Origin of the sequence: Oceaniglobus trochenteri (assembly GCF_020529025.1) — a bacterium.
In the GTDB taxonomy this organism is placed as follows: domain Bacteria; phylum Pseudomonadota; class Alphaproteobacteria; order Rhodobacterales; family Rhodobacteraceae; genus Oceaniglobus; species Oceaniglobus trochenteri.
The window spans coordinates 13,946-34,178 of sequence record NZ_JACNMM010000006.1 but is presented as its reverse complement, the minus strand read 5'-3'; the positions used below and the strand labels follow the sequence as shown (position 1 = coordinate 34,178).

The window sequence follows — 20,233 nt, the reverse complement described above, 5'->3', positions numbered from 1 at the left end:
CGTGTCCGAGGATTAGCACTGATTCGCAACTTTTGGAATGACCCAAGGTATTCAGGTTTGTTTTTGTTGCCGCCGCGCAACTTACAGGGAATTGCAATTAATTAATTCTACCTTAGGTTGAATTGCGGAATTTGGTATCTTCCGGAAAAGGAAAAAATCACTGCAATACCAGCGGATCGTTTCGCCTTCCGGTTACATGCGTTCCAATTAAGGCAATATTTTGTAAATTGTTTGCCTTGAACACGACGCTTTGGTAATTGTCAGGAAGAGTTTTTAGACGGGGTGGATTGTCGGCTTATTGATTTCTCGGGGGCATCGCTGCTTGTCGCCCTCCTGGTAAACCGAATTCAGAACGGATTGATGTCAGGATTTGAACCGGCTTTTGGCCGAACGATACCCTGATCCACAAAGCCAACCTTGTCTGAAGCCGCCATCAGGTGTGCAGCACCTGCTTTAACGCTTTGGGAGAAGAGCATGAAATTGACCAGAATTACCCTCGCCGCCTCGACAGCGCTGACCCTGTCGATGGTTCCTGCCCTTGCCGATGGAAACGACGCGTATCTGTCGCAGACAGGTGCATCGAACAGCGCGCTGATCGAACAGACAGGCGACAACAACAATGCCGGTCGTTCCGGTGGCGTCATCACCCAGACCGGTGACAACAACGACTTCGACCTGGATCAGTCCGGCAATGGCAACCAGGCCGGCGCCACCAGCAAGAACGGCAACCCCGGCATCGACCAGATCGGTGACCGCAATGTGGCCGACATCACCCAGTCGTCCACCTCCAACTTCCTGAACGTGCTGCAGCAGACCGGCGCTGCCGGCGCGACAGCCACCACCAACTCGGCCACCGTGACCCAGACCGCTACGGCGCCGGGCGTGGGCACCGGCAACGAGACCCGCTTTGGCAACGTCATCGCCGTCATCGAGCAGATCAACACCGGAACCGGTGCGAATGCTGCCGATTCCAACGTCCTGACCATCGTGCAGGATCGTTCCACCAATGGCGGCCCGGGCGGCTTTGGCGCCAACGTCATCGGCAGCCAGACCGTTGGCGGCAGCACCTCTGACCGCGGCGCGCGCGTCGATGGTGGCGTGTTCCAGAACGGCACCGCCAACTCGGCCGATCTTGACCAGTCGGGTGAAGGCAACCAGATCGCGCTGGTCGATCAGGACGGCAGCGGCAACATCGCCGTGGTTTCGCAGACCGGCGAAGACAACGGCGTGCTGAACGGCAGCGGCAACGGAACCGGCAAGCTGGTCAATGCAGCCGGAAACGTCGGCGCAACCAACAGCGCGATCATTCAGGATGGCATGAACAACAATGCCAACATCTCGATGAGCGGCGATGACAACGGCTTCGGGATCACCCAACTGGGCAACTCCAACAGCGCGGTGGGCATTTCGCTGGCTGGCGACAGCAACCAGATCGGCGTTTACCAGGACGGCAACTTCAACACGCTGAACCTGGGCGCGGTGACCGGTAACAGCAACAACGCCGGTGTGTTCCAGCAGGGCGACACCAACACCACCAACCTGACGATCACGGGCAACTTCAACGGCTCGCCCTTCTCCTTCGCGGGGGATGCCGACACCGTTGCCTCGGCCAACGGTCTTGTCTCGGGTGAAATCCGCCAGATCGGTGACCTGAACATCGCGACGCTGGACGTTATCGGCGACAACAACGGCTTCTCGATCTACCAGATGGGCGACAGCAACGAAACCGTTGGCCGTCAGGACAGCACCGGTGCCATTTCGGGCAACCAGGCTGCCGTGGCCCAGCTGAGCAATGGCAACTTCGCCTCGTTCAACCAGACTGGCGGCGCCAACAACGCCGGTATCGTTCAGAACTGATCTGACCGTATCGCGGGGCCGGGCGAAGCAATCTTCGCCCGGTCCATACCTCAATTTCCCAATCCGGTGATGTCATGAGTTTCCGTTCAAGCGCCGCCTCTGTCCTTGCCCTTCTGGCCCTCGGAGCCGGTCATGCGCAGGCCCAAAGCAACCGCGACAACGACGTGCTGATCGATCAGCTTGGCGCCGACAACTCAGCCATCATCACCCAGTCGGGACAGCGCAACCTTGCGGGTTCCGACCTGATCCCGATGACGCAGGATGGCATCTACAACGCGCTCGGCATTTTCCAGCGCGGGTTGGACAACACCGTCGGGCTTGCCGCGCCGGGTCTGTCGCAGCTGGGGCGCCGGAACACCACGTCGATCTTCAACACCATCGACATCATCCAGGATTCCAACGGCAACACCATCGGCAGCGTGACCCAGCAATCTCTGGGGCTTGTCACCAACGGGGCCAACGCGCTGGCGATCACCCAGCAGACCGGCGACCGCAACATCGTGAACGCGGTCCGCCAGATCCAGGAATCGGGCGAGGCGGCGCAAAGCGCGGTGATCGTGCAGACCGGACGCGACAACATCATCGACCGGATCGAACAACGCTCGAACGACACCGGGCGCGAAGGCCCGAACGAGATCGAGGTGAACATCCTCGGCTCCAACAACGGGCGGCTGGCGCTTTCGGGCTTTGCGGGCGAGCCTCTGGTCGCCGACAGTTCGGTCCTGCAAGAGGCCGATACCGTCGATCCGGGCATCTATGGCAACAAGGTGGTGCTGGACATCATCGGCGACGACAACCGTTTCGGCATCCGCCAGGGCGGCCGGATGAACGATGTCGGACGGCTGGTGGTGAATGGCAACGGTAACCAGCTGGGCCTGCGCCAGGACGGCACCGAGAACAACATCCAGATGGCGGTGATCGAAGGCGACGGCAACGAAGTGGGCATCGACCAGATCGTGACCAACACCGCCGTGGTCGACCTGATCGGCCAGAGCGACGACAACCGCGTCTACGTCTTCCAGCAGGGCGACGGGTTTGCCGAGGCCCGCATCGAGGGTGACCGCAACACCCTGCGCGTGGTGCAGGATTACCTGAGCGGAAACGGCGGCACCAACGAGGCGCGCAGCTCGATCCTGGGCGATGACAACTTCGGAAATCTCGAACAGCTTGGCGACAACCTCTTCGCCCTGTCCATTACCGGTGACCGGAACAACGGGCGCGCCAGCTTCCTGACCGATATGGGGCTGAGCATGACCCCCGGCTTCTTTGTCCAATGGGGCCTGCGCAACGAGATGGATTTCCAGGTCACCGGCAGCGACAACCTTTTCGCCGCCCGGCAGGACGGTGACGACAACCGACTGAATGCCATCATCACCGGCAGCGGCAACCAGGCTGCTTCATCGCAGACGGGCGACCTGAACATCGCGACGCTTATCCAGACCGGAAACGACAACATTGCCAGCCTGACCCAGTCAGGCCGGCTGAACGACGCGCTGATCCGACAGAATTAACCACCAAAAAAGGGAATTAGGACCATGAAGATCAGGTATTTTGCAACTGCATCGACGATTGCCCTTCTTGCCGCGGGTGCCGCGGCCGCCGATGACAACGCCGCAGTCACGCTGCAAAGCGGCACCTCGAACACCGCGCTGATTGTCCAGAACGGTGACGAGAACCAGTCGGCGCTGCGCCAGATCGGCAATGCCAACGATGCCGACGTGGACCAGACCGGGGATGAAAACATCGCCGGCACATCGGTGCCGGGCGATGCGCTTCAGGATGCGATGCGCCAGGAGGGTGACAGCAACCTTCTGGACGTGAATCAGACCGGCGACCGGAACTGGGTCGGCTTCCGTCGGGATGGCCTGGACCAGATCGGCGACCGCAATACGGCCACCATCAACCAGACCACCAACAACAACCGCGTCGGCGAAGTGCAGCAGAACGGCGCGACCGGTGGGACGACCACGCAGAACGCGCTGACGGTCGACCAGAACGGCGGCAACGGCAACTTCGTGGCCAACACCAGCCAGACCAACAGCGATGCCTCGGGCGGCGCCAACACCATGGACATCACGCAGACCGGCAGCCGCAACATCCTGGGCCAGCGCGGCGGGCCGATCGGCACCGGCCTTGTTCAGGACGGCAGCAGCAACAGCATGAACCTGAACCAGTCGGGCGACGACAACGGCGCCGGTCCGGTGGACCGCGAAACCGGCCTCTTCGCGCTTGGCGGTGCGGCGGGTTCGACCGGGCTGGAGCAATCCTCGGCCACACAGTCGGGCAACGGCAACGTTCTGAACTATGACGCGACCGGCAACCGCAACCTCTTTGCCACCGAACAGGACGGCGACGGCAACAATGCCGACATCGATTCGATCGGCGATGGCAACGAAGCCGCGGCATCGCAGGTGGGCGACAACAACGTCACCACTGTCCTCCAGGCCGCCGATCCGCTTACTTTCTCCGGCGGCAACGGCAACTCGGCCGGGTCTGCGGTGGTCGGCAGTTCGAACAATTCCGCCATCACCCAGTTCAACAACGACAACAACGCCACCGACAGCGTTGTCGGCGACATGAACAGCCTCACCACCACCCAGGCGGGCACCGACGGCAATACCTCGGCCAACGAAGTCGCGGGCAACGATAACGTCGTGAACGTGAACCAGCTGTCCGTGCTCGGCAGCAACGACTCGAACGTTCTGATCGACGGCAACAACGGCCAGGGCGACAACAACGCCGTGGACGTGACACAGATCGGTGCCAACACCTCGGACATCGACATCACCGGTGACCGGTCGGATGTGGACGTGACACAGACCGGCAGCAACGTGGCGGACGTGACCATCGGCGGCACACCGGAAGGCGACGACAACGACGTGGCGATCATCCAGTTCAACCTGGGTGGCATGACCAACACCGCCACCGTCGACATCGCCGGCGATGACAACTCGGTCACCGCGAACCAGAACTGGGGCAACACCCTGACCGTGAACATCAGCGGCGGGGCTGACAACACCAGCGCCAATGAAGGCCACAACAACACCATCGTGGCCAATCAGGATGGCGGCAACACCGGCACACTCGGGGTTGTCGGTGACGGCAACATCGTGAACCTTGACCAGTCGGGCTTCCTGTCCAACAACGTCGCAACGGTCAGCATCGATGGCGCCTTCAACGAAGGCGACGACAACACCGTCGACATCACCCAGGCTGGCCGCAACGGCAATGCCAACGTCACTATCGGCGGCGACCGCAACGATATCGACGTGAACCAGTCCGGCAAGAACACCGCCAACGTCACCATTGCCGGTGCCAATGGCGGCGAGGGCGACAACAACACCCTGAATATTGACCAGACCCACAACGGGATCCTGGGCTTCGGGGCCGCCAACACGATCACCGCCACCCTCTATGGCGATGACAACAACACCGGTCTTGGCTTCACCGGCGCCGATGCCCTGACGGTTTCGGGCACCCTGAACCCGGGCGACATGTTCCAGACCGGCACCGGAAACTCGATCCAGCTGACGGTTGGCGATACGTTCATGGAATCGAACGGCAACGCCTTCGCCTTCCTTCAGACCGGGTCGGACAACGCGATCGTCGGTTCGATCACGGGTGGCGATGCCAACCAGGTTGCGGTGGTTCAGAACGGTTCGGCCAACATGACGAACTTCAGCCAGAACGGCAGCTTCAACGTGCTGGGCGTCAGCCAGTAACGGCGCATTTCGCCAGACTTTGCATCAACGGCCCCGGCGCAGGTGATCTGCGCCGGGGCTTTTCGTTTTCGGCTCCGTCAGATGTTGCCGTGGGGCAGGGCGCGAAAGAAACCCGAGGCCTGGGCGATGAAGGCTTCGGCCGTCGCGCCCGGAGGCGTGCGGTCGGCGGTCGCAAAGGCGAAATCGTTCCGGATTGTCGGATGGAAGGGGCGAAATTCCACCGCCATTCCGGCAAAATCCATCGCCATCAACCGGTTCACCAGGGTCACGCCAACGCCCTCGGCCGCCAACCCGCAGGCCGAGGAAACGGAATGCGCCTCGACCCGGACATCGGGCCTTATGCCCTGCGCCGCGAACAGATCGTCGATGGTGCGCCGGGGGGCGCGCATTCGCGCCAGAAGGATCATCGGCACGCCGCGCAGATCCTGCACTCCGATCCGCTGCTTGGCGGCAAGGGGGTGGCCGCGCGGCATCACGCAAACCGTGTCGGACCCGATGACAGGCGTCAGCCGCAACCCCGCCTGGGTGACGGGCACACGCAGAAAGCCAATCTCGGCCCGGGCATCCATCAGCATGCGTTCGATCGTGTCGTAGGGGCCGGTATGCACCTCGATGCGCACCCGGTCGTGGCTGGCCAGAAAGCGCGCCACGATCTGCGGCACCATCCGCAGGGCAAGGCTGGCCGGGAAGGCGACGCGCAGGGCGATCTCGGGGGAATTCCCGCTGCGCAGTTCTTCCGCGCGGGCCGTCAGGCGGCGGGCATTCTCAAGCAGGCCCTGCAATTGTTCCTGCAACATCCGCCCTTCGCGGGTGGGCACAAGGCGCGCCTTCTCGCGGCGGAACAGGCGCAGCCCGACCGAGGCTTCGAACTGCGCCAGACGGCGGCTGACGGCGGGTTGCGTCAGGCCCAACCGCTGTGCTGCGGCCTGGGTCGAACCGGTGGCAAGCACCGTTGCGTAGGTTTCCAGCAGGTCAAGGCGCATGGCGGATGCTCCGGTGGTTATGCGGATCGTGCATAGTTGCAGGATCAACTATCATCATATTGCATAAACGGCCAAGCCACGCCACCCTAGGTCAACTTCCTGCCGTGGGGCCGCCTGAATGACCGCTTTCGTGATTCGCCGCATCTTCCAGGCCGCGCTTGTGCTGCTGGCCACGGCGGTGATCGTTTTCATCGGGGTCTATGCCATCGGTGATCCGCTTGAAATCCTGCTGCCCGGCGATGCCACCATGGCCGAGCGCGAGGCCGTCGCCCAATCGCTGGGGCTCGACAAGCCCCTGCCGGTGCAGTTCTTCACCTTCCTTGGCAACGCGGTGCAGGGCGATTTCGGCCGATCTTTCGTCTACAACCGCCCCGCCGTCGACGTGATCCTCGAACGCCTGCCCGCCACGCTGGAACTGGCCTTCACGGCGCTGATGATCTCGCTGATCCTTGGCATTCCCCTGGGCCTTTGGGCGGGGACCAAGCCGCAGTCGGGGGTGGATGAAACCATCATGACAGGCTCGATCCTGGGGTTCTCGATGCCGAACTTCTGGCAGGGGATGATGCTGATCATGGTGTTTTCCGTGGCTCTTGGCTGGCTGCCCTCGACGGGGCGGGGGGAAACCGGCACGGTTCTGGGCATGCGCACCAGCTTTGCCACATGGGACGGGGTGGCGCATCTGATCCTGCCCGCAACCAATCTGGCGCTGGGGCAACTGGCGCTGGTCATCCGGCTGACCCGCACCGGCGTGCAGGAAACCATGCCGCTGGATTTCGTGAAATTCGCCCGCGCACGAGGGTTGAGCGAGACGCGCATCCTTCTGGTGCATGTGATGAAGAACATCCTGATCCCCATCGTCACGGTGATCGGGGTCGAGTTCGGATCGCTGATTGCCTTTGCCGTGGTGACGGAAACGATCTTTGCCTGGCCGGGGGTCGGCAAGCTGATCATCGACAGCATCGGCGCGCTGGATCGGCCCATCGTCGTGGCCTACATCCTGGTGATCGTGGCAATGTTCATCGTCATCAACCTGATCGTCGATGTCCTTTATTCCCTGCTGGACCCGCGCGTGCGGGCGCGTGCCGCATGATCGCGCTGGCGCCCCAGGGCCTTCTGGCACGCTCCATTCGCGGTGTGGTGGCCAGCCCCAAGGCCGCGCTGGCCTTGGCCATCTGCCTTTTGCTGGTGCTGGCGGCGATCTTCGCCCCCATCCTTGCGCCCCAGAACCCCTATGATCTGATGCAGATCGACCTGTTCGACGGCAAGCTGCCGCCGCTGTCGCGCGGTTATAACGGCCAGCTTTACCTTCTTGGCACCGACACCCAGGGGCGCGACATGCTGTCGGCCATGCTATATGGCCTGCGCACCTCGCTTGCGGTCGGGGTCACGGCGGGAGTTCTGGCGTTGGCGGTGGGCACCTCGCTGGGCCTGCTGGCGGCCTATGCGGGCGGGCGGGTCGATGCGACGATCATGCGCTTTGTCGACCTGATGCTGGGCTTTCCCACGATCCTTGTGGCGCTGATGATCCTTGTCGTTTTCGGGCAGGGCACGGGCAAGGTGATCCTGGCGCTGGTCTTCGTGCAATGGGCCTATTTCGCCCGCGCCGTAAGGGCCACCGCCATGGTCGAGGCCGCCAAGGATTATGTCGAGGCGGCGCGCTGCCTGGGCCTGTCGTCGCCGCGCATCCTGTTCGGGCATCTGCTGCCCAACTGCCTGCCGCCGCTGATCGTGATCGGCACGATCCAGGTGGCCAATGCCATCGCCGCCGAGGCGACGCTGTCGTTCCTTGGCATCGGCCTGCCGATCACCGAACCCTCGCTGGGGCTGCTGATTGCCAACGGTTACCAGGTGCTTCTGGCCGGCACCTACTGGATGAGCGTCTATCCCGGCCTTCTGCTGCTGGTTCTTGTCTTTGCCATCAACATCGTGGGCGACCGTCTGCGCATCGTCCTGAACCCGAGGCTGAGCCAATGAGCCTGCTGCACATCGACAACCTGCATACCGTGTTCGACACCGCCGCCGGAACGATCCGCGCCGTGGATGGCGTAAGCCTGACGCTGGAGCCGGGGCAGATCGTGGGGCTGGTGGGGGAATCCGGCTCGGGCAAGTCGATCACCGGGTTTTCGGTGCTGGGCCTTCTCGATCCGCCGGGCCGGGTGGCCGAGGGGCGCATCCTGTTCAAGGGGCGCGACCTGGCCAGCCTTTCGCCGCGCGAATTCCGCGCCCTGCGGGGTGACAGGATCGCCATGATCTTCCAGGACCCGATGATGACCCTCAATCCGGTCCTCTCCATCGGCACGCAGATGGTGGAAACCGTGCAGGCCCATCGCAAGGTGTCGAAGGCCGAGGCACGGGCACGGGCCCGCGATGCCCTGGGCCGCGTGGGCATTCCCCGCCCCGAGGAACGGCTTGCCGCCTATCCCCACGAATTTTCCGGCGGAATGCGCCAACGGGTGGCCATCGCCATGGCGCTGCTGCACGAACCCGACCTTATCATCGCCGACGAACCCACCACGGCGCTGGACGTGACAATCCAGGCGCAGATCCTGTCGGTGGTGCAGGGGCTGGTGGCCGACATGGGCATGGCGCTGATCTGGATTTCCCACGACCTGGGCGTGGTGGCGGGCCTGGCCGACCGGATCGCGGTGATGTACGCGGGGCGGATCGTGGAAGAGGGCGCGACAGACGACGTGCTCGACCGCCCCCGCCACCCATATACCGCCGGTCTGGTCGCAAGCACGCCGCTGGCCAACGACCGCGGACAGCCCCTGCGCCAGATCCGGGGCACGGCGCCGTCACCGCTGAACCGACCCGCCGGATGCGCATTTGCGCCGCGCTGCGATCACGCCACCGAAGTCTGCGGTCAGGAACCCGGCGAAACCGCGCAGGGCGACCGGCGCTGGCGCTGTTTCCATCCCCTGGGAGGGCAGGCATGAACGATATCGTCGCCAGCGCCGAGAAGGTTTCGAAGAACTTCCGCACCGCGCCGGACTTTGCCGAAAAGCTGGCCATCCGCCTGGGGGCGGCATCGCCCCCGCCCACGGTGCGGGCGCTGGATGGTGTCAGCGTGCAGGTCCGCCGGGGCGAGGTTCTGGGCGTCGTCGGTGAATCCGGCTGTGGCAAATCCACCCTGGGGCGGATCATGGCCGGGATGCTGCCCGCCAGCGATGGCACAGTGCGCCGCAATGGCGAAGACATCGCCACGCTGCGCGGTGCCGCCGCGAAACGGGCGCGGTTGGCGACCCAGATCATCTTTCAGGATCCAATGTCGTCGCTGAACCCGCGCAAGAGGGTGGGCGAAATCATCGGCGAGGCGCCCCGCGTTCACGGGCTGACCCCCCGCACGGAGGTGCCCGCGCTGGTGGCCGAGTTGCTGAAGACCGTGGGCCTTGACCCGGCCATGGCCGACCGGTTCCCGCACCAGTTTTCCGGCGGGCAGCGCCAGCGCATCGGCATTGCCCGCGCCTTGGCCGTGAAGCCCGATTTCCTGATCTGCGACGAAAGCATCGCCGCGCTGGACGTGTCGATCCAGGCGCAGGTGATCAATCTGTTCATGGACCTGCGCCGCGACTTCGGCCTGACGCTGATGTTCATCAGTCACGACCTGGGCGTGGTGCGCCATATCGCCGACCGGGTGGTGATCATGTACCTGGGCCGCGTGGTCGAGGTGGCCGAAGCCGACACCGTGTTCGAGGCCCCCCGCCACCCCTATACCGTGGCGCTGCTGGATGAAATTCCGCGCATCGACCGTCGTGCGCGGCGGTTCTCGGCGATCAAGGGCGAAATTCCCTCGCCGCTCAACCCGCCGCCGGGGTGTCATTTTCACCCGCGCTGCCCCCATGCCTTCGACCGCTGCCGCGTGGAACGCCCCGCGCTGACCACGCTCGCGCCGGGGCTGGACGTGGCCTGCCATCTGAACGACGGGCGCGGCCTGTCGCCGGAACAACAAGAACCAAAGGGAGACTGAAACATGCTGCATATGAAATCCGTACTGCTGGCCGGGCTGCTGGCCACCACGGCCCTTCCGGCCCTGGCCGCTGACCTGACCATCGGGCGTTCGAACGAACCCAGTTCCATCGACCCGCAGTTCAGCCGCACCGGCAACAACCAGATGACCGGCGACATGATCTTCGGCCGCCTGGCCGAGTTCGACCAGAACCTTCAGATGAAGCCGAACCTTGCCGAAAGCTGGACAAACATCGACCCGCTGACATGGGAGATCAAGCTGCGCGAGGGCGTGACCTTCCATGACGGATCGCCCCTCACGGTCGAGGACGTGATCTATTCCATCGAGCGTACCGACGAGGTGCCCAACAGCCCCGCGCCCTTCACCGACATGGTGTCGAATGTGGCCTCGCTGGAAAAGGTCGACGACACCACCCTGCGCATCACCACCAACACCCCCGCGCCGTCCTTCATGGAATCCATCGGCCGGGTCTTCATCATTTCCAAGGCCGCGACCGAGGGCAAGTCCAGCGATGATTTCGCCGATGCCGCGACCGGTGCAGCCATCGGCACCGGGCCTTACCGCTATGTCGCCTGGACCCCGGGCGAAACCATGGAGCTTGAGGCCTATGACGGCTTCTGGGGCGAAATGCCCGAGTTCAAGGACGTGCAGATCCGCTTCATCAGCAACGATGCGGCACGGGTTGCCGCCCTTCTGTCGGGCTCGGTCGATCTGATCGACGGTGTGCCGCCGGCAGACGTGCCCCGCCTTGAGGCCGACGACAACTATACCGTCATCTCCACCCCCTCGGGGCGGGTGATCTATCTGGGCCTGTCCATGCGCGGCGATACCGCGCCGGGCGTCACCGACACGGCCGGCAACCTCCTGTCGGAAAACCCCTTCCGCGATCCCCGCGTGCGCAAGGCGATTTCGCTGATGATCGACCGTCAGCTGATCGTTGACCGCATCCTGGGCGGTTCGGGCATTCCGGCAGGCCAGATCGCCGCGCCGGGCCTGGGCGGCCATGCCGAAGACGTGACCCCCGACGCCCCCGACGTGGAACAGGCCAAGGCGCTGCTGGCCGAGGCGGGCTATCCCGAAGGCTTCGGCATCACCGTGTCGTCGTCGAACGACCGTTTCCCGGGCGACGGCGACCTGGCCCAGGCCATCGGCCAGATGCTGGCGCGTGGCGGGCTGACCGTGACCGGGGTCGAGGCGCTGCCCTACAACGTCTATTCCAAGGCGGCGACGGCGGGCGATTACGGCGCTTTCGTCTTCTCGCTGGGGGCCTCGACACCCACCTCGGCCACGCTGCTGCAATCGCTTCTGCACAGCTATGACAAGGAGGCGGGCAAGGGCGCGTTCAACCGCGTACGCTATTCCAACCCCGAGTTCGACGCCGCCCTTGCCGAGGCGATGGAGGAGTTCGACCCCGAAAAGCAGCGCGCCATGCTGGAGGATGTCACGCGCATGGTCTTCGCCGATACGCCCGTCGTGCCGCTTTACTGGCAGAAGGCGCATTGGGCCGCCAAGACCGGCCTGACCATCGACGGTGGCCTGTCCGAGGACACGCTGCCCCAGGCCGTGAGTTCCGCCAAGTGAGCGATACAATCGAAACGGGGCCGGCCATCGCGCTGGCCCCGGATGTCGTGGTGTTGCGCGACATCATGATCCCCATGCGCGACGGCGTGATGCTGGCCACCGATGTGTACCTGCCCACAAAGGGCGAGGCGCGTCCGGCGATCCTGGAACGCACGCCCTATGACAAGACGGGCACGTCACGCTCCGAACGCTCGGTCGCGGCACCCGATCCGCTCAGCCGAGAGGCGCTGGCCATGCGCATGGTGCGCGAAGGTTACGTCATGGTCTGGCAGGATTGCCGGGGCCGCCACAAATCCGGTGGCAGCTTCACCAAATACGTGAACGAGGCCGAGGACGGTTTCGACACCATCGCCTGGATCGCCGCGCAGGATTGGTGCGACGGGCAGGTTGGGATGATGGGGTTAAGCTATGATGCCCATACCCAGATGGCGGCGGCCTGCCTTGCGCCGCCCGCGCTGGCCTGCATGGTGCTGGATTCCGGCGGCTTTTCCAACGCCTTCACCTGCGGCATCCGGCAGGGCGGCGCGTTCGAGCTGAAGCAGGCGACATGGGCCTACAACCACGCCTTGGAATCCCCCGAGGCGCGTGATCCTCTGGTCGCCGGGGCGATAAGGGCCGAAAACCTGCACGACTGGTTTGCCCATATGCCATGGACGCGCGACCGTTCGCCTATCCGCTGGGCACCCGATTACGAGGCCTACCTGCTGGACCAATGGCAGCACGGCACCTTCGATGCCTTCTGGCAGCGCACCGGCATCTGGGCCGCCGGGTATTACGATGCCATCCCCAAGGTGCCCGTGGCGTTGATGAGCAGTTGGTACGACACCTACGTGCCGACCACGCTGGAAAACTACCGTGCCCTACGGGCCGAACGCCCCGTGGCGCTGATCCTGGGGCCATGGACCCATGGCAACCGGTCGTCGCGCGTCTTCGGCGACGTCGATTTCGGCCCCGCCGCCACCTTCGACGGACAGGTGGACGACACCTGGCTTGACTGGCGGCTGAAGTGGTTCGACGCGGCCCTGCGCGGTGGCGCAGACAGGCAAAGCGGCAAGGTCTGGTACTTCGTCATGGGCGGGGGCAGCGGGCGGCGCACGGCCGAGGGGCACCTGGATCACGGCGGTGCCTGGGCCAGCGCCACCACCTGGCCGCCGGAAAATGCACGAAAGCTGACACTTCATCCCCGCCCCGACATGACCTTGGGTGATGCACCCGGGCAGGGGGCGCATATCGAATGGTCCTTCGATCCGGCCGATCCGGTGCCGACGCTGGGCGGTGCCCTCACCTCGGGCGAGCCGATCTTTACCGGCGGCCCGGTGGATCAGGTCGAGGCCGAAGGGTTCTTCGGCTGCACCACGCCCGGTCTGCCCCTGAAGGCGCGGCGCGATGTGGTGTCCTTTGAAACCGAACCCCTGGAACATGACATGGTCATCGCCGGGCCGGTGACGGTGCACCTGCGCGTCACCACCGATGCGCCCGACACCGATTTCACCGCGAAACTGGTGGATGTGCATCCGCCGTCGCCGGACTATCCGCGCGGCTATGGCATGATCCTGTGTGATGGCATCTTCCGCCTGCGGTATCGCGACGGCTATGATGCGCCACGGCTGGTGGAGCCGGGTGAAGGGCCCTTCGATATCACCGTCACTCCCTTCGACACCGCGAACCGGTTCTGCAAGGGCCATCGCATAAGGCTGGATATCTCGTCGTCCAACTTCCCCAAGTTCGACGTAAACCCAAACACCGGCGCCCCCGAAGGCACCGGGCGGGCAATGCGGATTGCGCTTAACGGGATCATGCTGGGCGAAGGCACGCGGCTGGAGCTGATGGCGCTGCCCACAACATGACGCGGCGCCCCCGGGCCTTCAGTTGGTGATCTCGACCGCGCGGCACGATCGAACCCGTAATGCCTTGGCACGAAGATCTTGCAGGAAGGGCCGCGACGCCTATCGAATGCGGGCAGGGCCTCGAACAATGGTGCGGTGACTCACCGCTCAGTTCGACGCGAAGTTCCCGAGGCAGCGGGCAATAGCCCTTTCCAGGAAACGCAGAGCCAGGAGGATGCCAAAACAGGCAGGGGCGAATGCCCCGGACAGGAGGTAGGCCAGTAAGATGGTTCCAAGGCCTGCCCCCATCAGCAACGCGATGATGACGGCCACGGATGACGAAAGCGCGCCGATCAGGACAAGGGCGATCAGGGGGGCGGCGCTCCGATCGCCCTCGGCGTCCGGAAGATTGCGGTGCATGTAACCGCCGGTTTCGAAATGATCGATTGCTGCCATGAAAAGGACCTCCCGTAGAATTTATGTCTGAGTTCTCCGCAGGGCCCCCAGCCCGCTATCAATGGTATGTAGGAATCACCTTAGCATAGTATTGTCCAAACTTTGGTATGTATTTTGACGTTGCGGAAAGAAATCCAATCTGAGGGCGCGAATTGCCCCCCGTGGCGCTCTAACCCGCAGGCAGGGAGAAGCCGCCAGGCCGTTGCGCAAGCCGTTTGAATTGAACGCAATTAGATGCTGCGGATACTGTGAGAGTATCGGGTAAAGTAATTACTTTCCAATAATTTACATGCAATTCTGACATGTTCCATGTTGCCCGCGGGGCATTCCGCGGGGTGCCATATTGCGACCCATGCTTTCCTCTGCGGGGTTGGCCAATGTGCCGTTGCCCGGGGCCAAGTTTGCCGGCCGATCAAAAGAAGCGGGCTTTCCTCGGGCCTGCCTTGACGCGGGACATACAAAAGATAATGGGGCCTGCCCGCGCCTCTGCGGGCCTCGAACGCCAAGGCGATTCGCGGAGTGGGAACGTTGCGATTGCGTGTCAATCCGGCCAGCCCGACGTGTCGATACAAAATCCCCCTTGCCAACCGGGGTGTCGGTTACATACTAATGGATGTGATAGAGGCGAATCCGCGATCGCGCCGCCTGCATTGACGTGTGTAACTTTACTGCACACGCAATTCCCGATGGCGATGAAGCGGCGATGGTCGGGTTCAGTTCTTTATACGAAAGTGCAGGGGAGTGCCTTTATTGGCCAACAGCAAGGATAAGCACGTTGCATCGGCTGATCGGATAAATGCCGATTCCGCCTCTGTGCTGTCTTTTGCCCTGCGCGAGCGGGCGGAATTGTCGTCCGCCAGATCAGAATTCGGCCAGTCCGGCCTTTCGGTCGCTGCGGGTGCGATCGGTTTGGGCCTTGCCACGCAGAAAGCCACGGCGGAAGGTCAGGCCTCGCTCGTGGCCTCTTCCGAGGGTCCCGAGAAAGTGACCGCCCAGAAGGGCGCCGGGAATACGCGGGAAAGTGCGAAATCGGATCAGCCCGCATCGGCTGCGGATAGCCCGGGCAAGGTTGCGGGCGCCGAAGAAGAAACCGGGCCGGAGGTTGCGGCTCCGGTCACCGATCTTGTCGCCGAACCAGATGTGTCGGAAACAGCGCCGGCCGATGCGAATGAGGCCGATCCCGACTTGCTGCTCATGGCGGACGAGGGTCTGTTTCCCTCTGGCCCGGACAATGAGCCGGCGGACCTCTCACCGGTGGAAATTGCCCGCGCTCCGGTGATCACTTCCATCGACGCGGCCCCCGTCGCAAGGCCGGCTCCCCCTAGGGTTACGGCTCCTGTAGAACTTCTCCCGGAGGATCCGACAGAAACCACGCCGCCCGCCGATGATCTCGCGGTGCGGGTCGAAAGCCAGGCGGCGCAGCCGACTGGCGAAGGCGGCCTCGTGGACAGCGTTCTGGATACGGTGACAGGCGAAGACGGTCTGCTGGACTCGGTGGTCGGCGAGGATGGCGTTCTGGACGGTGTCCTTGGCGAAGATGGCCTCGTTAGCAGCGTTCTGGATACGGTGACAGGCGAAGACGGTCTGCTGGACTCGGTGGTCGGCGAGGATGGCGTTCTGGACGGTGTCCTGGGCGAAGATGGCCTCGTTGGCGGCGTTCTGGACACGGTGGCGGGCGAGGACGGCCTGCTGGACTCGGTGATCGGCGAGGATGGCGTTCTTGACGGTGTCCTTGGCGAAGATGGCCTCGTTGGCGGCGTTCTGGACACGGTGGCGGGCGAGGACGGCCTGCTGGACTCGGTGATCGGCGAGGATGGCGTTCTGGACGGTGTCCTGGGCGAGGATGGCCTCGTAGACAGCGTTCTGGACACGGTGACGGGCGAAGACGGTCTGCTGGACTCGGTGATCGGCGAGGATGGCGTTCTGGACGGTGTCCTTGGCGAAGATGGCCTCGTTGGCGGCGTTCTGGACACGGTGGCGGGCGAGGACGGCTTGCTCGGCGGCCTTCTGGGTGGCGGCGCCGACGACGATCTTGATACACCCGATGAGCCTGTCGAAGCGGTGGCCGATGAAAATGGCGCGACAGACGCCCTTGTCGGTGAGGACGGCGTGCTTGACGCGACGCTTGGTGACGATGGCCTTGTGGACGACATCACCGACGAGGTGCTTGGCGAGGGTGGCGTTGTGGACAGCGCTCTCGACACCGTCGCGGGTGAGGACGGTCTTGTTGACAGCGTCGTTGAAGCGGTTGCCGGGGAAGACGGACTCGTGGGCGAAGACGGCCTCGTGGGCAACGCCCTTGGCACGGTGACGGGTGAAGACGGCCTGCTGGACACGGTGGTCGGCGAGGACGGCTTGCTTGACGCGACGCTTGGTGACGATGGTCTTGTTGACGACATCACCGACGAAGTGCTCGGCGAGGGTGGCGTTGTGGACAACGCTCTCGACGCCGTCGCGGGTGAGGGTGGTCTTGTTGACGGCGTCGTTGAAACGGTCGCCGGGGAAGACGGCCTCGTGGACAACGCCCTTGACACGGTGACAGGCGAAGATGGCCTGCTTGACGCGGTGGTCGGCGACGACGGCCTCGTTGGCGACGTTCTGGACACGGTGACGGGCGAGGACGGCTTGCTTGGCGGCCTTCTGGGTGGGGGCGCCGACGACGATCTTGATACGCCCGAGGAACCTGTCGAAGCGGTGGCCGATGAGAATGGCGCGGCAGACGCCCTTGTCGGTGAGGACGGCGTGCTTGACGCGACGCTTGGTGACGATGGCCTAGTTGACGACATCACCGACGGTGTCCTTGGCGAGGATGGCCTCGTGGACAGCGTTCTGGACACGGTGGCGGGCGAGGACGGTCTGCTTGGGGGACTGCTCGGCGGCCTTCTGGGTGGCGGCGCCGACGACGATGTCGATACACCCGAGGAACTTGTCGAAGCGGTGACCGATGAGAATGGCGCGGCAGACGCCTTTGTCGGTGAGGACGGCGTGCTTGACGCGACGCTCGGTGACGATGGTCTTGTTGACGACATCACCGACGAGGTGCTTGGCGAGGATGGCGTTGTGGACAGCGCTCTCGACACCGTCGCGGGCGATGACGGTCTTGTAGACGGCGTCGTTGAAGCGGTTGCGGGCGAAGACGGCGTCGTGGGCAACGCCCTTGACACGGTGACAGGCGAAGATGGCCTGCTTGACGCGGTGGTCGGCGACGACGGCCTCGTTGGCGGCGTTCTGGACACGGTGGCGGGCGAAGACGGCTTGCTCGGCGGCCTTCTGGGTGGCGGCGCCGACGACGATCTTGATACGCCCGAGGAACCTGTCGAAGTGGTGGCCGATGAGAATGGCGCGGCAGACGCCCTTGTCGGTGAAGACGGCGTGCTTGACGCGACGCTTGGTGACGATGGTCTTGTGGACGACATCACCGACGAGGTGCTTGGCGAGGGTGGCGTTGTGGACAGCGCTCTCGACACCGTCGCGGGCGATGACGGTCTTGTAGACGGCGTCGTTGAAGCGGTTGCGGGCGAAGACGGCGTCGTGGGCAACGCCCTTGACACGGTGACAGGCGAAGATGGCCTGCTTGACGCGGTGGTCGGCGACGACGGCCTCGTTGGCGGCGTTCTGGACACGGTGGCGGGCGAAGACGGCTTGCTCGGCGGCCTTCTGGGTGGCGGCGCCGACGACGATCTTGATACGCCCGAGGAACCTGTCGAAGTGGTGGCCGATGAGAATGGCGCGGCAGACGCCCTTGTCGGTGAGGACGGCGTGCTTGACGCGACGCTCGGTGACGATGGCCTTGTGGACGACATCACCGACGAGGTGCTCGGCGAGGGTGGCGTTGTGGACAGCGCTCTCGACACCGTCGCGGACGATGACGGTCTTGTAGACGGCGTCGTTGAAGCGGTTGCGGGCGAAGACGGCGTCGTGGGCGAAGACGGCCTCGTGGACAGTGTTCTGGACACGGTGACGGGCGAAGACGGCCTACTGGACTCGCTGATCGGCGAAGGCGGCGTGTTGGGGAACCGGCAGAACGTGGGCGTTGCGGCAGCTGTTGATGCAGCGGCATCGGTAGTTGATCCCGTCGTGACGGAATCCGACGATGAGCCTTCGGAGACAGCCGGGAGCGGCGATAATGCACCGCCGCCGGCGGAAGCCGATGATGTCGTCGTCGATGAGCAGCCCGAAGCCCAAGAGGGCGAAGATGATGGTTATCTCGAGGATTTCCTAGCCACCGACAGCGGCAGCCCCGTTTTTGACGGTCTGCTTGGCGACGCCGATACCTTTGGTGTCGATGTCGAGATGCCAGTGCATGATGACGCGGACGATCTTTTTGCCGGCCTCGAAGGTGGCGACCTGCTGAGCGGCACGCTTGTCGAAGAGGGAATTATCGGGGCGGATGCCACGAACCAGATGCCGGATGCCGAGGTTGATGATTTGCTCAACCATATTCTCGGGACAGGCGCGGATGGCGATATTCTCAGTGGTGCTGCAAGCTCGCTTGGCCTGCTCCTTGAGCCGGCGGCGTCAAGCGACGAGGATATTGCGCCTCGCGAAGAGGGCGACCTGGCAGGCGAAGACGCGGTGGAGGGTGCGCTTGGTACCCTGTTCGACGACATTTCGGATGCAGGGAATTCGCTTTTGAGCGGCTTGTTCAGAACGACGCCCGATGATCAGGCCGATTGATCGGCCAATTGAACGACCTTCGGACGGATTGGGAGATCTTACCAATCTTCCATTAAAGCGGCATTTTCGGGCAGATTGAGAACTCCACCTGAGGGCGACGAAAAATTGGACAATACAATTGAAAGATGGTGCCCGGATAGGTAGAGATGACTCTAACGGACGGAAAATGCACAACTCTGGCCCGCGGCAATCGATAGACATACTTTGGTAGGACTGGTTGAATGCAGGCCTCCTCTGTCGATTGCCGGTTCTTGACGGGAGTGTGCAGCTACCATTTGGAGGTGCGCATATGGCGATCGAATTCTTTACGCGCCTGACAAACGCCGACAGCGCGCCTATGCGTCAGGTCGGCTCCAGGTTTGATCTGGATGGTGCAACGGACGTTACGCTTGGCATGGGTGCGCCAGGGATTGTCGAATACGCAAAGATCGGCCCGGATCTTGAAATTCGGTTCCGGGATGGACAGCAGCTGAGCCTGCAGGATTTTTTCGTCATTGATGCCCAGGGCGATTTCAGCCGCCTGAATACCGTCGATGGAAACGAAGTGATTACCGGCCTGGTGGCCCCCGAACCAAACCCCGAGGATATCGAAGTTTCCGATGCCGGGACGGGTGAGTCCATCGTGACCCCCCAGTCGTTGCCTTCTGGTGTCGGCGGTCCGCAGGCCCCTGATGGAATGGTGCAGCCTCAGGCCGACAATGAAGGTGTGGTCGACGGGGACGACGGGTCTGGCTGGTCAAACCCCCTCTTGCTTGGCGGTCTGGGGTTGGCCACCGGATTTGGTGGCACGAACCTGATGGTTGGTGAAGATCTCGAAGGCGACAGCCCGAATGAGCCGTCCGTTCAGGATGCGGGGGCGGCGCAGGCCGAACTGGCGCGTGAGATCGAAGGGCTTGTGGGTGCCGATGCCGAGGGGACGACCCTCGCCAGTGAGATCGAAACCCTGTTCGGCAACGGCGCCGACGCGACCGCGCCCGCCGAGATGGCGCCGGAAAGCGACGCGGATGCGGTGTCAGCGGCGCCAGAGGAAGACGATCCACTGGGCGGGCTGATGGGAGGGTGGCAGGATAGCGGCCACGCCGATTTCGCCCCGGTCGGACAATTGATGACGGAATTCATGACCGAGGCTGAAGTATGAGAAGTGCTCCGACCGTCCTGGCCAGG

General features: G+C 63.6%; 13 protein-coding genes. 11 read left to right on the top strand and 2 right to left on the bottom strand.

Annotated features, from left to right (window positions below; all coding sequences use genetic code 11):
- Positions 1-474: 474 nt before the first annotated feature.
- The 3 genes from H7828_RS11320 to H7828_RS11310 all read left to right on the top strand — a co-directional run bounded on the left by H7828_RS11320 (position 475) and on the right by H7828_RS11310 (position 5,579).
- Entirely contained in the window at positions 475-1,857 is a 1,383-nt protein-coding gene (locus H7828_RS11320) for a beta strand repeat-containing protein (protein ID WP_226781145.1), read from the top strand.
- Between the two features lie 74 nt (positions 1,858-1,931).
- Positions 1,932-3,368 carry a hypothetical protein gene (locus tag H7828_RS11315; protein WP_226781144.1) on the top strand — a complete coding sequence of 479 codons (1,437 nt, stop codon included), beginning with the start codon at positions 1,932-1,934 and terminating at the stop codon, positions 3,366-3,368.
- Between the two features lie 24 nt (positions 3,369-3,392).
- Complete coding sequence (locus H7828_RS11310; protein WP_226781143.1) at positions 3,393-5,579, top strand: hypothetical protein; 2,187 nt, start codon at positions 3,393-3,395, stop codon at positions 5,577-5,579.
- 77 nt (positions 5,580-5,656) lie between these two features.
- On the opposite strand, the gene H7828_RS11305 is transcribed toward H7828_RS11310, so the two are convergent.
- Positions 5,657-6,562 (bottom strand): LysR family transcriptional regulator, encoded by a 906-nt coding sequence (locus H7828_RS11305; protein WP_226781142.1) that lies wholly within the window; start codon positions 6,560-6,562, stop codon positions 5,657-5,659.
- Between the two features lie 118 nt (positions 6,563-6,680).
- Between H7828_RS11305 and H7828_RS11300 the strand changes: the two genes are divergently transcribed.
- From H7828_RS11300 to H7828_RS11275, 6 genes are read left to right on the top strand one after another with little or no spacing between them, the layout of a single operon-like run.
- Positions 6,681-7,652 carry an ABC transporter permease gene (locus H7828_RS11300; RefSeq protein ID WP_226781141.1) on the top strand — a complete coding sequence of 324 codons (972 nt, stop codon included), beginning with the start codon at positions 6,681-6,683 and terminating at the stop codon, positions 7,650-7,652.
- The gene (locus H7828_RS11295) at positions 7,649-8,536 is read left to right on the top strand and encodes an ABC transporter permease (RefSeq protein ID WP_226781140.1); all 888 of its coding nucleotides are present in this window, start codon (positions 7,649-7,651) and stop codon (positions 8,534-8,536) included. Before H7828_RS11300 ends, H7828_RS11295 begins: the two co-directional genes overlap by 4 nt.
- Entirely contained in the window at positions 8,533-9,498 is a 966-nt protein-coding gene (locus H7828_RS11290; protein ID WP_226781139.1) for an ABC transporter ATP-binding protein, read from the top strand. Before H7828_RS11295 ends, H7828_RS11290 begins: the two co-directional genes overlap by 4 nt.
- Positions 9,495-10,529 (top strand): ABC transporter ATP-binding protein, encoded by a 1,035-nt coding sequence (locus tag H7828_RS11285; protein WP_226781138.1) that lies wholly within the window; start codon positions 9,495-9,497, stop codon positions 10,527-10,529. Before H7828_RS11290 ends, H7828_RS11285 begins: the two co-directional genes overlap by 4 nt.
- A gap of 3 nt (positions 10,530-10,532) precedes the next feature.
- Positions 10,533-12,110, top strand: coding sequence for an ABC transporter substrate-binding protein (locus H7828_RS11280; protein ID WP_226781137.1), 1,578 nt, complete (start codon positions 10,533-10,535; stop codon positions 12,108-12,110).
- Positions 12,107-13,957, top strand: a complete 1,851-nt coding sequence (locus tag H7828_RS11275) for a CocE/NonD family hydrolase (RefSeq protein ID WP_226781136.1) — start codon at positions 12,107-12,109, stop codon at positions 13,955-13,957. Before H7828_RS11280 ends, H7828_RS11275 begins: the two co-directional genes overlap by 4 nt.
- A 147-nt stretch (positions 13,958-14,104) precedes the next feature.
- Here H7828_RS11275 and H7828_RS11270 read toward each other — a convergent pair whose 3' ends face one another.
- Positions 14,105-14,392, bottom strand: coding sequence for a hypothetical protein (locus tag H7828_RS11270; protein ID WP_226781135.1), 288 nt, complete (start codon positions 14,390-14,392; stop codon positions 14,105-14,107).
- Positions 14,393-15,835: 1,443 nt separating this feature from the next.
- On the opposite strand from H7828_RS11270, the gene H7828_RS11265 reads away from it, so the two are divergent.
- Positions 15,836-19,069: an autotransporter outer membrane beta-barrel domain-containing protein gene (locus H7828_RS11265; RefSeq protein WP_226781134.1), complete on the top strand. Its 3,234-nt coding sequence runs from the start codon at positions 15,836-15,838 to the stop codon at positions 19,067-19,069.
- Positions 19,070-19,358: 289 nt separating this feature from the next.
- On the top strand, positions 19,359-20,207 hold the full coding sequence (locus tag H7828_RS11260; protein ID WP_226781133.1) for a hypothetical protein: 849 nt from the start codon (positions 19,359-19,361) through the stop codon (positions 20,205-20,207).
- Positions 20,208-20,233 lie beyond the last annotated feature (26 nt).

What these genes read in the sequence shown, in the direction of transcription:
- H7828_RS11290 (WP_226781139.1), top strand. Translation starts at nt 8,533, where the DNA reads ATGAGCCTGCTGCACATCGACAACCTGCATACCGTGTTCGACACCGCC.
- H7828_RS11260 (WP_226781133.1), top strand. Translation starts at nt 19,359, where the DNA reads ATGGCGATCGAATTCTTTACGCGCCTGACAAACGCCGACAGCGCGCCT.
- H7828_RS11320 (WP_226781145.1), top strand. Translation starts at nt 475, where the DNA reads ATGAAATTGACCAGAATTACCCTCGCCGCCTCGACAGCGCTGACCCTG.
- H7828_RS11300 (WP_226781141.1), top strand. Translation starts at nt 6,681, where the DNA reads ATGACCGCTTTCGTGATTCGCCGCATCTTCCAGGCCGCGCTTGTGCTG.
- H7828_RS11280 (WP_226781137.1), top strand. Translation starts at nt 10,533, where the DNA reads ATGCTGCATATGAAATCCGTACTGCTGGCCGGGCTGCTGGCCACCACG.
- H7828_RS11310 (WP_226781143.1), top strand. Translation starts at nt 3,393, where the DNA reads ATGAAGATCAGGTATTTTGCAACTGCATCGACGATTGCCCTTCTTGCC.
- H7828_RS11305 (WP_226781142.1), bottom strand. Translation starts at nt 6,562, where the DNA reads ATGCGCCTTGACCTGCTGGAAACCTACGCAACGGTGCTTGCCACCGGT.
- H7828_RS11270 (WP_226781135.1), bottom strand. Translation starts at nt 14,392, where the DNA reads ATGGCAGCAATCGATCATTTCGAAACCGGCGGTTACATGCACCGCAAT.
- H7828_RS11285 (WP_226781138.1), top strand. Translation starts at nt 9,495, where the DNA reads ATGAACGATATCGTCGCCAGCGCCGAGAAGGTTTCGAAGAACTTCCGC.
- H7828_RS11295 (WP_226781140.1), top strand. Translation starts at nt 7,649, where the DNA reads ATGATCGCGCTGGCGCCCCAGGGCCTTCTGGCACGCTCCATTCGCGGT.
- H7828_RS11315 (WP_226781144.1), top strand. Translation starts at nt 1,932, where the DNA reads ATGAGTTTCCGTTCAAGCGCCGCCTCTGTCCTTGCCCTTCTGGCCCTC.